14 protein-coding genes are annotated in these 13944 nt (G+C 66.9%); 5 read left to right on the top strand and 9 right to left on the bottom strand.

From position 1 onward, the window contains the following. Positions 1-10: 10 nt before the first annotated feature. The 4 genes from panE to CKW06_RS22540 all read right to left on the bottom strand — a co-directional run bounded on the left by panE (position 11) and on the right by CKW06_RS22540 (position 4188). A complete protein-coding gene (gene panE / locus CKW06_RS22555) occupies positions 11-949 on the bottom strand; it encodes a 2-dehydropantoate 2-reductase (RefSeq protein ID WP_024958529.1) in 939 nt (312 codons plus the stop codon). Positions 950-1326: 377 nt separating this feature from the next. Beyond that, a complete protein-coding gene (locus CKW06_RS22550) occupies positions 1327-2094 on the bottom strand; it encodes a hypothetical protein (protein WP_024958530.1) in 768 nt (255 codons plus the stop codon). Positions 2095-2431: 337 nt separating this feature from the next. Beyond that, the gene (locus CKW06_RS22545; protein WP_024958209.1) at positions 2432-3223 is read right to left on the bottom strand and encodes an ABC transporter permease; all 792 of its coding nucleotides are present in this window, start codon (positions 3221-3223) and stop codon (positions 2432-2434) included. After that, positions 3220-4188, bottom strand: coding sequence for an ABC transporter ATP-binding protein (locus CKW06_RS22540; protein ID WP_005411567.1), 969 nt, complete (start codon positions 4186-4188; stop codon positions 3220-3222). Before CKW06_RS22540 ends, CKW06_RS22545 begins: the two co-directional genes overlap by 4 nt. Positions 4189-4272: 84 nt before the next feature. Here CKW06_RS22540 and CKW06_RS22535 point away from each other — a divergent pair, with 84 nt between their 5' ends. Next, complete coding sequence (locus tag CKW06_RS22535; protein WP_024958208.1) at positions 4273-5022, top strand: ferredoxin--NADP reductase; 750 nt, start codon at positions 4273-4275, stop codon at positions 5020-5022. 190 nt (positions 5023-5212) lie between these two features. On the opposite strand, the gene CKW06_RS22530 is transcribed toward CKW06_RS22535, so the two are convergent. From CKW06_RS22530 to CKW06_RS22520, 3 genes are all read right to left on the bottom strand, one after another. Beyond that, positions 5213-6382: a lytic polysaccharide monooxygenase gene (locus CKW06_RS22530; RefSeq protein WP_005411565.1), complete on the bottom strand. Its 1170-nt coding sequence runs from the start codon at positions 6380-6382 to the stop codon at positions 5213-5215. Positions 6383-6560: 178 nt separating this feature from the next. Continuing rightward, the gene (locus CKW06_RS22525; RefSeq protein WP_024958207.1) at positions 6561-7733 is read right to left on the bottom strand and encodes a lytic polysaccharide monooxygenase; all 1173 of its coding nucleotides are present in this window, start codon (positions 7731-7733) and stop codon (positions 6561-6563) included. A 232-nt stretch (positions 7734-7965) separates the two neighbouring features. After that, a complete protein-coding gene (locus CKW06_RS22520; RefSeq protein WP_005411563.1) occupies positions 7966-8451 on the bottom strand; it encodes a DUF1203 domain-containing protein in 486 nt (161 codons plus the stop codon). 254 nt (positions 8452-8705) lie between these two features. On the opposite strand from CKW06_RS22520, the gene CKW06_RS22515 reads away from it, so the two are divergent. The 4 genes from CKW06_RS22515 (at position 8706) to CKW06_RS22500 (ending at position 12569) form a co-directional block, all read left to right on the top strand. Next, complete coding sequence (locus tag CKW06_RS22515; protein WP_005411562.1) at positions 8706-9050, top strand: GGDEF domain-containing protein; 345 nt, start codon at positions 8706-8708, stop codon at positions 9048-9050. A 68-nt stretch (positions 9051-9118) separates the two neighbouring features. Next, entirely contained in the window at positions 9119-10645 is a 1527-nt protein-coding gene (locus CKW06_RS22510) for an alpha/beta hydrolase (RefSeq protein WP_005411561.1), read from the top strand. Then, the gene (locus CKW06_RS22505; RefSeq protein WP_005411560.1) at positions 10642-11388 is read left to right on the top strand and encodes an ABC transporter ATP-binding protein; all 747 of its coding nucleotides are present in this window, start codon (positions 10642-10644) and stop codon (positions 11386-11388) included. The genes CKW06_RS22510 and CKW06_RS22505 overlap by 4 nt, the downstream gene beginning before the upstream one ends. Beyond that, on the top strand, positions 11385-12569 hold the full coding sequence (locus CKW06_RS22500) for an ABC transporter permease (RefSeq protein WP_024958206.1): 1185 nt from the start codon (positions 11385-11387) through the stop codon (positions 12567-12569). The genes CKW06_RS22505 and CKW06_RS22500 overlap by 4 nt, the downstream gene beginning before the upstream one ends. 71 nt (positions 12570-12640) lie before the next feature. Here CKW06_RS22500 and CKW06_RS22495 read toward each other — a convergent pair whose 3' ends face one another. Together CKW06_RS22495 and CKW06_RS22490 are read right to left on the bottom strand one after the other, a co-directional pair. Further along, on the bottom strand, positions 12641-13066 hold the full coding sequence (locus CKW06_RS22495; protein WP_024958205.1) for a DUF7832 domain-containing protein: 426 nt from the start codon (positions 13064-13066) through the stop codon (positions 12641-12643). Between the two features lie 67 nt (positions 13067-13133). Continuing rightward, positions 13134-13919: a helix-turn-helix domain-containing protein gene (locus tag CKW06_RS22490; RefSeq protein WP_024958204.1), complete on the bottom strand. Its 786-nt coding sequence runs from the start codon at positions 13917-13919 to the stop codon at positions 13134-13136. Positions 13920-13944: the final 25 nt, after the last annotated feature.

The following is a 13944-nucleotide window of genomic DNA, read 5'->3' as shown; positions in this document are numbered from 1 at the left end:
AACGGGAGGCTCACGCGCCGCGCAGTGCCTGGTAGGCCTGCAGGCTGCTGTAGGCGACCTGCAGCAGCAGGGCTTCCTGATCGGCCTTGCGTGCACGCGCCAGCATGTCGCCGACGATCTGTTCGGCCTCTACCTGCTGGCCGGCTTCCAGATCCCGCAGCATCGACGCCTTCAGTGCCGAGCCCGCCTGGGTGAGGGTGCCGCGTGCGGTGTCCTGCGCGGCATCGGGAATCGGCTCACCGGCAGCTTCGGCCACGGCCAGGCATTCGTCGTACAGGCCGCGCACGATCGCCTCGCCATCATCGGTGGCGACGATGGTGCCGATATCCGCGCGAAGCAGGCAGGTAGCAGCGGCCAGCGCGGTCAGGAAGGTGTACTTGATCCACTGTTCCTGGCCGATGTGTTCGCTCGCCAGGTGATCAAGATGGGCCTGCGCGCAGGCAGCGGCGAAGGCACGCACGCGTGCGGACGCCGCGCCCCCATCGCGTTCGCCGAAGGTGAGCTTGGCCGGCTTGCCCAGGTGCAGCACCGCACCGTCGGGGGCCTTGGTGGCGCTGATGAAGCACAGGCCGCCGAGCACGGCGTCGCGGCCGAAGCGCAGGTCCAGCGCGTTGTAGTGGTGCAGGCCGTTGAGGATCGGCAGCACGGTGGTGTTCGCGCCCACGGCTGGAGCAATGGCGTCGATCGAGCTGTCGAGGTCGTAGGCCTTGCAGCTGAGGATGACCAGATCGAACGGCTTCTGCGCGGCCAATGCGGGCAGCGCATCGGCGGTGACGTGCTGCACCGGGAAGCTGGCATCGCCGAGCGGGCTGCGGATGACCAGGCCATCGCGGTCCAGCTGGGCGGCGCGCGCGGGGCGCACGAGGAAGGTCACGTCCACGCCGGCCTGGGCCAGGCGACCACCGAAGTAACCGCCGGTACCGCCGGCGCCGAGGATCAGGACGCGCATTGCACGTTCACCGCTTTCTGGGGAATCAGATCTGCGATTGTGCCGGAGATTGCGGCCAACGGCGGAGCCCCTCGTGGTGGTTCGCGCAGTTGGTTTCATGAGCTGGGTCGTGTGCGATGGGTTCGCGGGGGACGCCGTGAACCCCGCTCCGCGGTCCGGCCCAGCCGCTGGCGGCTGTGCGTTCGGGCGCTTGCGAAGCAATGCTTCGCAAGCAAAGCGCCCTCACCCCTGGGGGCTTAGCCGAGCCATGCATGGCGCGGATACCCCCGCGAGCCCATCGCACACGACCCCTGACAGTTTCCGGGTGCGGCCACCACGGAAAACAGATCAGGAGCGGAGGCGGGTCGCTCGCTGCGCTCGCTCGTGTAGAGCGGTGCTCAGGGCAGTTGTTCGCTGAAGTCTTCGGTGTAGCCCAACAGCAGTGTGGTGCGGGTGGCCAGGGTTGCAGCCAGTTTTGACCACGTGTCATGCGTTCCGGCCGCGTAGACGCGCTGCAGGTCCGCGACCAACGCATTTGCCTGTGCAGGCGACGGCGCGCTGTCGCGCTGGAAGCCGAGCCACGATGCGCCAAGCCCGAACAGGCGGTAGCCATGGTGCTCCTGCAGGTGCCGGATCAGGGCGTGATTCTGGAAGATGTCCCAGTCCGCGCTGAAGTAACCGTTGGGCAGGGCGGCGATCAGCAGGTCATCGCGGTCCACCGGCACCTGTTGCACGCAGACCACCTCGTCGACGATGAGGTCCGGCGTTGCATTGGCGGCGACCAGCGCCTCGATGTCCTCGTCGCTGCACATCAGCGTGCCCGGCAGCGCGCTCCATTCCAGCCGATGAGAGGAATGCTCGAGCTGCGCGACCACATGCGCCAGCAACCGCTCGCGTGCCGCCAATGCATCTTCGGGGGTTTCCGGATCTTCGTCCTCGTACAGCGCGACGCGCGCGTCGTCGGACGCATGCATGCTGGTGTAGCGGCATTGGCCGACATCATCGAGCGTGCACAGGTAGCGATACCGGGGATCAGCCGCGTGCCGCGAGGCCAGGTATTCCAGCACCTCATCCAGCGTGGGCGAATCGCCCAGCAACGCATGGCTGAAGGCATCGATGGGGCCGTCCGACACGGCCTTGTCCAATGGAATGGAAGTGATCTTCATCGCCACAGCCTAGCCGCAATCCCGAACGAAAAGAGCCGAGCATCGGCTTGGAACGCGTCATCCACGAATGGCTTGGATCCATCGTGTCGACCAAGGTCGACACCTACCAACAGCAGCGCAGAACGACTCCCCGGCAGATCGCAGGAATCTGTCGAAGGCGGGGTGGGTCCGGTTGCGGGGGTGTCTGCGGCATGGATGCCGCGGCCAAGCCCCCAGGATGGGTTTACGGCGTCCCCCGCAACCGGACCCACCCCGCCATCCCCCGGATAGTCAGCTTTTGCCGTTGCCGTTGCCGTTGATTCGGCGGGTGCAGGGCCGCAGGCCCTGCAGGCAAAACTCAGCTGCGCATGCCCACGCCGCGACGCAGCAGCCACAGCGCCAACGCCGTCAGCACCACCACGAAACCGATCATCAGGCCGTAGGCCACCGGCAGCGGTACATCGCTGCTGCCCAGCAGGCCATAGCGGAAGGCGTTGACCATGTAGAAGATCGGGTTGGCGTGCGTGGCCGCTTCGGCCCAGCTCGGCAGCAGCTTCACCGAATAGAACACGCCACCCAGGTAGGTCAGCGGGGTCAGGATGAAGGTCGGCACGATCGCCACGTCATCGAACTTCTTCGCATACACCGCGTTGATGAAGCCGGCCAGCGAGAAGATCGTCGCGCCCAGGATCACCGTGGTCAGCATCACCAGCGGGTGCGGGATGCGCACCGGGGTGAAGAACATCGCGATGATCAGCACGATCACGCCCACCATCAGGCCGCGCAGCACGGCGCCGGCCACGTAGCCCCACAGGATCACCCAGTTCGGCATCGGGCTGACCAGCAGTTCTTCCACGTGGCGGCCGAACTTGGCGCCAAAGAACGAGGAACTGATGTTGCCGTAGCTGTTCTGGATCACGCTCATCATCACCAGGCCCGGCACGATGAACTGCATGTAGGTGTAGCCGCCCATGTCACCCACGCGCGACCCGATCAGGTTGCCGAAGATCAGGAAGTACAGGGTCATGGTGATCGCCGGTGGCACCAGGGTCTGGCCCCAGATGCGCATGATGCGGGCGACTTCGCGGCGCACGATGGTCATCAGCGCGATGCGGTTGCGCTGGCCGTCGGTCAGCTCGGTGGTGCTCATGCAGGCTTCTCCAGGTTGCCGGTGAGGCGCACGAACAGCTCCTCCAGGCGGTTGCTCTTGGTACGCATCGAACGCACGCGGATACCGGCCTCGTTGAGCGTGGCGAACACGCGGTTGAGGTCCATTGCGCGCGGCATGTCGATGTCCAGCGTGTGCGGGTCCGGCGCGGTCAGCGTCGCACCTTCGATCACCGGCAGCTGTGCCGGCAGGTCACCGTCGATGTCCAGCAGGAAGCCCTCCACGTCCAGCTTGGCCAGCAAGGTGCGCATCGGCCCCTGCTCGACGATCTGGCCATGGTTGATGATCGCCAGGTGGCGGCACAGGTACTCGGCTTCTTCCAGGTAGTGCGTGGTAAGGATGATCGTGGTGCCTGCGGCATTGATCTCCTTCAGCACGCGCCACATGTCGCGGCGGATCTCGATGTCCACGCCGGCGGTCGGCTCGTCCAGGATCAGCAGGCGCGGGCGGGTCATCATCGCGCGGGCGATCATCAGCCGGCGCTTCATGCCGCCGGAAAGCGTGCGGCTCATTACCTGTGCCTTTTCCCACAGGTGCGCGCGCTTCAGTTCCTCTTCGGCGCGCTGCTCGGCTTCCTCGCGCGGTACGCCATAGAAGCCGGCGTAGTTCACCAGGATGTCGAAGGGCTTCTCGAACAGGTTGAAGTTGATTTCCTGAGGCACCAGCCCGATCAGGCGCATGGTGGCGCTGCGGTTGCGCACCAGGTCGCTGCCGAACACTTCCACCTGGCCCTCGCTGAGGTTGACCAGGGAGCTGATGATGCCGATCAGGGTCGACTTGCCGGCGCCATTGGGGCCGAGCAGGGCGAAGAAGTCGCCCGGGGCCACTTCCAGGGAAACCCCCTTCAGGGCCTGGGTGCCGTTGTCGTAGGTCTTGCGCAGGTCGCGCACGCGCAGGGCGGGCGCCGTATCGTTCTGGGATGCCAAGCTCGAAGCCTTCGCGCCCATGGGCTGGCGCTAGAGAGGGGCGGGGAGGGGCTATTATAGAAGACCCCGAGGGCTTGCCCCGGCTACACACTGTCCCGAAAAGTCGTGCCTGTTCAATTCCCCCTCAAGCTGGTCGGCTGCCGCATGCTGGCCCCGACCGTCGGCCACTACCAGTTCGTGCGTGACGATGGGCAGCCGCTGGATTTCCAGCCCGGCCAGTTCATCCAGGTCCATTTCAGCTACGCCGACGGCACCGAAACCAAGCGCAGCTACTCGCTGGCGACCATCCACGACCACGCGCTGGGCCCAGGCGAGGCGGTGGATATCGCCGTCAGTTTCGTGCCCGGTGGCGCCGCCACGGCCCTGTTCGAGGCACTGGAGCAGGGCGGCCAGATCAGTGCGTCCGGCCCCTATGGCCGGTTCTGCCTGAATCCCGGTGACCACAACGCCCGTTACCTGCTGATCGCCACCGGTACCGGCGTTACCCCGTACCGCTCGATGCTGCCGCTGCTGGAAAAGGCCATGGCCGAACGCGGTGTGCAGATCGTGCTGTTGCAGGGCGCGCGCAGCCCGGGCGAGCTGCTGTACAGCGAAGATTTTTACAGCTTCGCCGAAAAGCACCCGAACTTCCGTTATGTTCCGTGCCTGTCGCGTGAACTCCCGGCTGATCCGCACCCGGACGTACAGCACGGCTATGTGCAGCAGGCGCTGGCCGGCTTCACGCCGGACCCGGCCACCGACATCGCCTACCTGTGCGGCAACCCGGACATGGTCGATGCCTGTGCCGAGCTGCTGAAGGCCGCCGGCCTGGGCAACCCGCAGATCCGCCGCGAGAAGTACGTCAGCAGCAAGTAAGTCAGGGTAGTGCCGGCCGCTGGCCGGCAGCCCCACGAACCCTGGTAGTGCCGGCCGCTGGCCGGCAGCCCCACGAACCCTGGTAGTGCCGGCCGCTGGCCGGGCAGCCCCACGAACCCTGGTAGTGCCGGCCGCTGGCCGGCAACTCCAAGAACCGGAGGCGGCGCCACGCCGCCCCCGGTACCCTGCCTCAGTACGCGACCCAGGCATCGCGCCAGGCGAAACCGGTGCCCGGGCGATAGGCATCGGCGTTGATGTTGCACCACGCACCCTCCGGGAACGGCCGGCAGGCGTAGAGCTTGCCGTCGGTGCCCTTGACCACGGTTTCGCCCGGCGTGTAGCTGCCGATACCGGCCGGATACACGAAGTCGTAGTCGTCACCCGGCGGCGGATCGACCGGATCGACCGGGCCCGGCAAGCGGGTATCGATCTGGAACAGGTTGCCCGGCTTCAGGTAGACGCGGTTCTCGGTGGCCGAGGCGACCGGCGTGATCACGCCGTTCCTCATCACGCCCACACGCGCCTGCTGTGCACTGGCGTTGACCTTGCGGGCCAGCGCGAGCGGCCACTGGTTCGCAGCGGTCTGGCCTGCGGCCAGGGTGATCTCCGGACGCTCCAGATCATTGCCCTGGGCGTTGAACACGCGCAGCGTCAGGGTGGTGCCTTCTTCCAACGCACCGCGGGCGGTGACCGGGCCGGCGTCCTGCCACTGCGGCGGCGGTTCAACGCCACCACCGCCTTCGAAGCGCACGTCCGCGCAGGTATAGAACGCTTCACCGGAATCCGAGCGTTGCCAGGTGTTGTAGATGATGTGCTGGCCGCTGCGCTTGGGCAGCGGGCAATCCAGCTTGTAGACGTCGCCGGAGACCGGCACGTTGCCCAGCGTGCAGAATTCCTGCAGGTCGGCCCAGCGCAGCGGGCTGCCCGGCTGCCAGCCGTCGCGGGTGACGTAGAACTTCCACTCGCGGGTAGCATGCGGCGCCGGTGCCTTGAACTCGAAGGTGTAGCGCCCGCGCGAATCGGCGCGGATCGGCGAGGTCGGCCAGTCACTGCGGTTCAGATCGAGGCCGCGGTACTTGCTGTTGCCGCCGCTGCACAACTCGCCATCTGGAACCACCGCTTGATGGTTGCCGTTGGCGTTGGCCTGGTTGACACCGGCCCAGTCGTAGAACGGCTGGGCGCCGCCGATGGCCTTGGCGGCGGCGCAGGCCGGGTTGGTCGGATTCTCCGGATTGCCCTCGTGGCACTGCTTCACGCGGCTGAGCGGCTTGGACAGGGTGCCGTGGGCGAAGGCGTTGCCGGACAGTGCCAGGCCGACAACGGCGGACAGTGCGAGGACGGCCCGATGGGACAGGTGCATGCAGGAACTCCTTTGCGAAGTGTTGGAAACCTCGCGGAGTCTTCCCATGTAGCCGCCATATGCCCATCAGACAAGTTTGAAAGGCTGCTGCGTTCCTCTGTTTCTGCAACGCGCGCCCCACTGCGCGACAGGGGAGCCAGGAGGCGGTGTGATGTGCACCGCCTCCCAAATCACTGCGTCAGTACGCGATCCACGCATCGCGCCAGGCCGCGCCCACGCCCGGCCGGTAGGCCTCGGCATTGACGTTGCACCATGCACCCTCCGGGAACGGGCGGCAGGCATACAGCTTGCCGTCGCTGCTCTTCACCACGGTCTGGCCCGGCACGTAGCTGCCGATACCCGCCGGGTACACGTGGTCGAAATCACCACCTGGCGATGGCGTACCCGGGTCCGGCACCTGGGTATCGAGCTGGAAGCGGTTGCCGTCCTTCAGGTACACGCGATTGTCGGTGGCCGACGCCGACGGCGTGATCATGCCATTGGCAAGCACGCCCACGCGCGCATGCCGGGCACTGGCATTGACCTTGCGGGCCAGCGCCAAGGGCCATTGCGCGGCCGAGGTCTGGCCGCTGGCCAGCGTCGCTTCCACACGTTCGACATCGTTGCCGCTGGCATTGAACACGCGCAGTGCCAGCGTCGTACCGACCGGCAATTCACCGCGGGCGGTGACCGGGCCGGCATCCTGCCATTGCGGTGCCGGCGTCGTACCACCGCCGCTGCCCTCAAAGCGTACGTCCATGCAGGTGTAGAACGCTTCGGTCGAATCCGAGCGCTGCCAGGTGTTGTAGATCACATGCTGGCCGGTGCGCTGCGGCAGCGTGCACTGCAGCTTGTAGGTGCCATCGGCAGAGAGCGGTGTATTGCCCAGCGTGCAGAACTCCTGCAGGTCGGCCCAACGCAACGGGCTGCCCGGTTGCCAGCCGTCGCGGGTGACGAAGAAGCGCCAGTCGCGCGTGGCGTGCGGCGCGGTCGCCTTGAACACGAAGGTGAACTTGCCATTGGCATCGGCGTGGATCGGCGTGGTCTGCCAGTCACTGCGGTTCACGTCCAAGCCGCGGAAGGTGGGATTGTTGCCGCTGCACAGCTTGCCGTCGGGCACCACCGCCTGATGGTTGCCGTTGGCGTTGGCCTGGTTGATGCCGTTCCAGTCGTAGAACGCCTGCGATCCGCCCACCGCTTTCGCGGCGGCGCAGGCCGGGTTGGTCGGGTTCTCCGGATTGCCCTGGAAACAGGCATAGACGCGGCTGACCGGCGTGGTCATGGTGCCGTGGGCGAACGCGTTGCCGGCCAGGCACAGGCCTGCAGCGGCGAACGAGGTGGCCAGCAGCAGCGGTGTGGATCGGAATGACATGGCGCTTCCTTGTGGTCGTCGAAAGAGAGCGGTGACCGCAGAGTTGCGCTGCGCGGCGGACTTTCGGCGGCACCATGGCGAGTATCGAGTTGCGGTGCCGGGTGCGGAACCATGGAAATGCTGATCCGTGACTGTGGGTGTGAAGCCCTTCCCGCGGGCTTCACGTGGGCCTGAACGGATGCGCTGGCGATCACGTGTCCGGCGTGGCAATGATCACGTCGTGGAGATCCGGTCATGTCGGCGCCATGCCGACGCGATCCGCTTGGCACGAGAAGCAGCCGTGGGCCGCGTTGTGCAGCTGCACGAAGGCCACGGCAGGGTCGGCAAACAGCGCGTCCAGCCGAGCGCCGACATCCGTGCCTGCGCTGATCTCGGCGGCCAGCATCAATGCAGCCTGGTCATAGGCGCGCAACGAGATCATCCGGCGCTGCACGTACGGGGGTACTTCGCCCGGCGGCAGCACGCAGCGGGTCACGCCACGCTGCACGAAGATCGGGCCCGAGGCGTGATAGGGCGAGTGCAGGGGCAGGTGCACGTGGGACAACAGCAGCAGCTCGCTGCCACCGGGCGGATCGCTCAGGCTGATCCGGCAGGGGTGTCCTCCTGATTCGCCGGCCCAGCGACGCCGGATGCCCAGCGCAGCCAGCGCGGTGTCGCTCTTTTCGAACAGGTGCAGGAACGGGCGGTGGTCGATGCCACCGAGGTACCACGCATGCATGGGCGTCTCCTTGGTTTTCCGCGGATTCTGCGCAGGCACCGGCCGCCGTGCTCGCCGTTTTCAGACCCCGCATCTCCATCGGGCCAGGCAGCGCCACGGGGATCGCAGCACAAGGCGCCAAGATGCGCGCGCCGCCCCGGCCGATGAGCGCCGCATGTCCCTGGATGTCCCCACCCTCACCGTGCTTGGCTTCCTGCTCTGCATCGCTGGGGCCATCTGGCCGGAGACGAGTACTGCGCCACTTCGCTGCGTTGATGCAGCACGGTTTGCAGGGCCATGACACGCTGCTGGGCCGCTACGGTGGCGAGGAGTTCGTGCTGGTGCTGGCCAGCAGCACGCAGGCGGAAGCGATGGCGCGGGCTGCGGCGATCCGTACCGCTCTGCAGCAGAAGCCGGCGCGGCTGGCCACCGGGCCGGTGACGTTCACTGCCAGCATCGGCCTGGCGATGGACGACGGTCAGGGCGAGCTGTCCACGCTGCTGGCAGCGGCAGACGCGGCGCTGTACCGGGCCAAGGCCGCCGGCCGCGATCGCCTGGCCTGCGCCACGCCGGCGGAGATTTCGCGTCTGCCCATCGCCGACGACGCCGTGCCCGTGTAAGTTGAGTCACATCTTCCGCGGCAGCCCGTCGTGGTTGCCAGGAACGTCCTCCAGGGGAAACGAGCACGATGCAAAGACACCACCTCGCGTTGGCCGCAGTGTTGGCCAGCCTGATGCTTGCCGGATGCAGCCAGTCACCGTCACCCGGCGCCGAAGGCGCCAGCGATGCACCCAGCCGCCGTTTCGGCACGATCGACTTCCAGCCCTGCACGCTGTCCACGGTAGGTGCCAGTGCCAACGTGGAAGCGCAGTGCGCCACCCTGCAGGTGCCGGAGGACCGGGCCCAGCCCGCTGGCCGGCGCATTGGCCTGCGCATCGCCTGGCTGGAATCGGGCAGCAGCGGCTCCAGCCAGCCCGACCCGGTGTTCTTCCTGGCCGGTGGCCCCGGCCAGGCCGCCAGCGAAGTGGCCGTCATCGTCGATACCGCGCTGCGTCAGGTGCGCAAGCAGCGGGACATCTTCCTGGTCGACCAGCGCGGCACCGGCGGCTCCAACCCGCTCAGCTGCCTCGGCGCGGACGGAAAGGAACTGCCGATGGACGAGGACGCGGCGCCCTCCGAGGCCTTGCTGCGCGACTATGCCCAGCGATGCGCGGCTTCCCTGCAGGGACGTGCGGACGCACGTTTCTACACCACCACCGAAGCCATTGCCGACCTGGACGCGGTCCGCCAGGCCTTGGGCGTGGACCGGGTCAATCTGATCGGTGCGTCCTACGGCACCCGCGTGGCCCAGCGCTATGCGGGTACCTATCCACAGCACACCCGCAGCATCGTCATCGATGGCGTGGTGCCGAATGAGCTGGTGGTGGGCGGCGATTTCGCCAGGACGTTCGAAGACGCGATCGCCCTGCAGTCGGCACAGTGCCGCAAGGACGCTGCCTGCAGCCGGCGCTTCCCGACCGATACCCGTGCGCAGCTGCGCAGCGTGGTCGAGACCCTGCGCCGTGCACCGGTTCCGGTCGAGTATCGCGATCCCGGCACCTACGACACCCGGAAGGATGTGCTGACACCGGACAGCGTGGTGGGCCTGGCGTTTGCGTTTTCCTACGTACCCCAGTACGCCTCATTGCTGCCGCTGGTTCTTGATGAAGCCGCGCACGGCCGCTACGCGCCGCTCGCCTCGTTGGCGCGCGGTGCGAACCGCAGCATGGATTTCCAGATCAACCGTGGCATGCACTGGTCGGTGATCTGCAGCGAAGACGCGCCGCGCTACCAGGCGCCGGCCGAGGATCCCGGGCGCCTGTTCGGCAACGACGTGGCAAGTTCCTTCTTTGCCGCCTGCCCGGTATGGCCGCACCGGCCGGCACCGGCAGCCAATGCCGTGCCGCTGCGCAGTGACGTACCGGCGCTGCTGTTGTCTGGTGAACTGGACCCGGTGACCCCGCCGCGCTATGCCGAGCAGGTCCTCAAGGGCCTGCCCAATGGACGCGCGCTGGTCGCCCGTGGCCAGGGCCACGGCACGCTGACCGCCGGCTGCATGCCGCGCCTGCTTGGCCAGTTCATCGACACGACCGATGCCAAGGCGCTGGATGCCGGCTGCCTGGACACGCTGAGCTACGTGCCGGCGTTCACCTCGTTCAACGGATGGGAACCATGATCGTCGCCGACAACCTGCACAAGGCCTTCGACACCCGCACCGGCCGTATCCAGGCCGTGTCCAACGTCGGCTTCCGCGCCGAGGATGGCCGCATCACCGGCCTGCTGGGGCCCAATGGTGCTGGCAAGACCACCACCATGCGCATGCTGTACACGCTGATGACCCCCGACCAGGGCAGCATCAGCGTCGATGGTGTCGATGCTGCGCGCAATCCGGTGGAAGTGCGTCGCCATCTCGGCGTGCTGCCCGACGCGCGTGGCGTCTACAAGCGCCTGACCGCGCGTGAGAACATCGCCTACTTCGGCGAACTGCATGGCCTGTCGGCCGAGCGCATCCGCGAGCGCATCGAGGTGCTGTCGCACGCGCTGGACATGGGGGACATCCTCGACCGCCAGACCGATGGCTTCTCGCAGGGCCAGCGCACCAAGACCGCGATCGCCCGCGCACTGGTGCACGACCCGCGCAACGTCATTCTCGATGAACCGACCAACGGCCTGGACGTGATGACCACCCGCGCACTGCGCCGCTTCCTGCTGGGCCTGCGCGAAGAAGGCCGCTGCGTGATCCTGTCTAGCCACATCATGCAGGAGGTGGCCGCGCTGTGCGATCACATCGTGATCATCGCCAAGGGCACGGTGATGGCCGCCGGCAGCGCCGATGAACTGCGCGCGCAGTCCGGCGAATCCAACCTGGAGGATGCGTTCGTGAAACTGATCGGCAGCGAAGAGGGCCTGCACGCATGAGCATGATGTCGACCCTGATGACGGTGATGCGCAAGGAGCTGCGTGACCTGTCGCGCGACCGCCGTACGCTGGCGCTGACCCTGCTGTTCGGGCCGCTGCTGTACCCGCTGCTGATCCTGGGCATGGGCAAGCTGTCCGAAAGCCGCGTGCGCACGCAGATCGAGCAGCCGCTGCAGATTCCCACCATCGGCGCCGAACATGCGCCGAACCTGGTGCGCTTCCTGGCTGCCCAGGGCCTGAATACCGCTGCTGCGCCGAAGGACCTGGCCGAGGCCATCCGTTCGCAGGACATCGACGTGGCGCTGCGCATCAGCCCGGACTTCGGCAGGGACTGGGCCGATGGCAAGCCAGCGCCGGTGGAGGTGATCAGTGACAGTACACGACGTGCCGCCGAGGTGCCCACTGCGCGCCTGCAGGCGGCGTTGGCCACGTACAACGGGCAGGTAGGGGCGCTGCGGCTGATGGCGCGGGGCATCGACGCCCAGGTCGCACGGCCGCTGGACGTGGCCAGCCAGGACATGGCCAGTGCCGAAGCCAAGCGTGGCCTGATGCTGTCGGCGTTGTTGCCGATCCTGCTGACCCTCACCTCGTTCCTCGGTGGTGCCTACCTGGTAATGGACACCACCGCCGGCGAGCGTGAGCGGCAGTCGCTGGAGCCGCTGCTGGCCACGCCGGGGTCGCGCAGTGCCATTGTCAGCGGCAAGATCGCCGCCGCCTGCATGGTCGGCTTTGCGTCGCTGCTGTTGACCCTGGCCGCGTTCAAGGTGAGCGCGCAGATCGCCCCCGGCAACATCGGCCGCCAGCTCAACATGAACATCATGGCGATGGTGCAGATGCTGCTGGTGATGCTGCCGATGCTGCTGATCGGCACCTCGCTGCTGACCTTCCTGGCCGCAGCGGCCAAGAGCATGAAGGAAGCGCAGAGCCACATGACCTGGTTGATGCTTCTGCCGATGCTGCCGGGCTATGCGCTGATTGCCTACCCGGTGAAGAGCCAGCTGTGGCAGTACGCCGTGCCGTTCCTGTCGCAGAACCAGATGCTGCTGAAGGTGATCCGCCACGAGACCATCACACCCGCGGTCTGGGCCATCTACCTCGGCGCCAGCCTCGGCCTGGCCGCCGTGCTGTGGTTCGCCGCCGTGCGCCGGTATCACAACGAGCGCCTGGCCATCTCCGGCTGACCGCAGAGATAGCGCCGGGCTGTGCCCGGCGGATATGAAACGAGGCCCGGTCATGCCGGGCCTCGTTGTTTTCAGCACTGCTTTGCTTGCCAAGTACCGAAGCGCTGCGCAATCACCGGCGCCAGGCGGTCGAAGTTTTCCCAGGTATCGGCGACGTGGTACAGCGAAGGGAGATCATCTGCCAGCAACTCGATGTAGTCATCGGGATAAACGGCATCATCAGCTTGGTAGTACTCCAGCGTGAATGCATTCGCCTCATCGTTGATCATTTCATCAAGGAACTTGCCATCACACACCAGCAGGAACTGACCGGGTGTCATTGCACGCCGGGTCAAGGCTCCCAGCTCCTCCTGCATGTCATCCAACAGCTCTTCGCCTGCCATCCCCCGTAGCAGCAGCCACGCCAGATACATTCCGATGTGGGTAGCGCCTGCCTCAGGGGAGAGATCGGCAGGGAAGTCGCCGTCAGAGTGCCAGCTGGCGTCGTCGTACTTCATATGGGTGCGTCTGTGGACCAACGGGCAGGTTAGGTCGCGAAGATATACAGCGCGAGTGTTGATTGCGTCACTCCACGCTATACCGCGCAGGCGTCACCCCCATCTCGCGCTTGAACACGGCGATGAAGGCGCTGGGCGTGTCGTACCCCATCGACAGCGCGACGCTGATCACCGGCTCGCCGGACAGCAGGCGTGGCAGCGCCAGCAGCACCCGCAGGCGTTGCCGCCACTGGCTCAGCGTCATGCCGGTCTCGGCCAGCCAGTGGCGGGCCAGGCTGCGGCCGGACAGGCCACTGCTGGCGGCCCAGTCCTCGACGCTGCGGTTGTCGTGCGGCGCGCGAGCCAGCGCGGCGGCGATCCGGCCCAGGCGCCGGTCACGCGGTTGTGGCAGGGCCAGCGGCAGCGGCGTGCTAGCAGTGATCTCATCGGCGATCACGCCGGCCAGGCGTGCCTGCGCAGCATCCAGTGGCGCATGGGGCCATTGCAGCGCACGTGCTGTCGCCGCCTGCAGCAGCGCACTGGGCTGGAAGATGCGTGGTGTGGCGGGCAGACCCAGGCAGGCCTCCGCGTTGAAGTACAGGCTCCAGCCATTGAACCCGTCTGCGCCCAGCAGCGCGTGGGGCACCAAGGGCGGTATCCAGGCGACGTGACCTGCGGGCAGCAGCCAGTGCAGGTCGTCGGCGGCGATCCGCAGCAGCCCCTGGTGCGCACCCAGCAGCTGCCCACGCGCATGCCGGTGGCGGGCCGTGCGACGCTTGCCGAGCTGGTGCAGCCCGGCCGCCAGCACCACCGGTCCATCGGTGGCATCGGCCAGCGCGGGGGCGAGCAATGCGGCGGTTGTCTGATCTGCCATATCGATTGGCAGTTATACGGCAGAA

Source organism: Stenotrophomonas maltophilia, from assembly GCF_900186865.1.
Classification (GTDB): Bacteria; Pseudomonadota; Gammaproteobacteria; order Xanthomonadales; family Xanthomonadaceae; genus Stenotrophomonas; species Stenotrophomonas maltophilia.
Note: the sequence above shows the minus strand (reverse complement) of the source record. Positions and strands in the feature narration are given on the sequence as shown.

What these genes read in the sequence shown, in the direction of transcription:
- panE (WP_024958529.1), bottom strand. Translation starts at nt 949, where the DNA reads ATGCGCGTCCTGATCCTCGGCGCCGGCGGTACCGGCGGTTACTTCGGT.
- CKW06_RS22550 (WP_024958530.1), bottom strand. Translation starts at nt 2,094, where the DNA reads ATGAAGATCACTTCCATTCCATTGGACAAGGCCGTGTCGGACGGCCCC.
- CKW06_RS22545 (WP_024958209.1), bottom strand. Translation starts at nt 3,223, where the DNA reads ATGAGCACCACCGAGCTGACCGACGGCCAGCGCAACCGCATCGCGCTG.
- CKW06_RS22540 (WP_005411567.1), bottom strand. Translation starts at nt 4,188, where the DNA reads ATGGGCGCGAAGGCTTCGAGCTTGGCATCCCAGAACGATACGGCGCCC.
- CKW06_RS22530 (WP_005411565.1), bottom strand. Translation starts at nt 6,382, where the DNA reads ATGCACCTGTCCCATCGGGCCGTCCTCGCACTGTCCGCCGTTGTCGGC.
- CKW06_RS22525 (WP_024958207.1), bottom strand. Translation starts at nt 7,733, where the DNA reads ATGTCATTCCGATCCACACCGCTGCTGCTGGCCACCTCGTTCGCCGCT.
- CKW06_RS22520 (WP_005411563.1), bottom strand. Translation starts at nt 8,451, where the DNA reads ATGCATGCGTGGTACCTCGGTGGCATCGACCACCGCCCGTTCCTGCAC.
- CKW06_RS22515 (WP_005411562.1), top strand. Translation starts at nt 8,706, where the DNA reads ATGCAGCACGGTTTGCAGGGCCATGACACGCTGCTGGGCCGCTACGGT.
- CKW06_RS22510 (WP_005411561.1), top strand. Translation starts at nt 9,119, where the DNA reads ATGCAAAGACACCACCTCGCGTTGGCCGCAGTGTTGGCCAGCCTGATG.
- CKW06_RS22505 (WP_005411560.1), top strand. Translation starts at nt 10,642, where the DNA reads ATGATCGTCGCCGACAACCTGCACAAGGCCTTCGACACCCGCACCGGC.
- CKW06_RS22500 (WP_024958206.1), top strand. Translation starts at nt 11,385, where the DNA reads ATGAGCATGATGTCGACCCTGATGACGGTGATGCGCAAGGAGCTGCGT.
- CKW06_RS22495 (WP_024958205.1), bottom strand. Translation starts at nt 13,066, where the DNA reads ATGAAGTACGACGACGCCAGCTGGCACTCTGACGGCGACTTCCCTGCC.
- CKW06_RS22490 (WP_024958204.1), bottom strand. Translation starts at nt 13,919, where the DNA reads ATGGCAGATCAGACAACCGCCGCATTGCTCGCCCCCGCGCTGGCCGAT.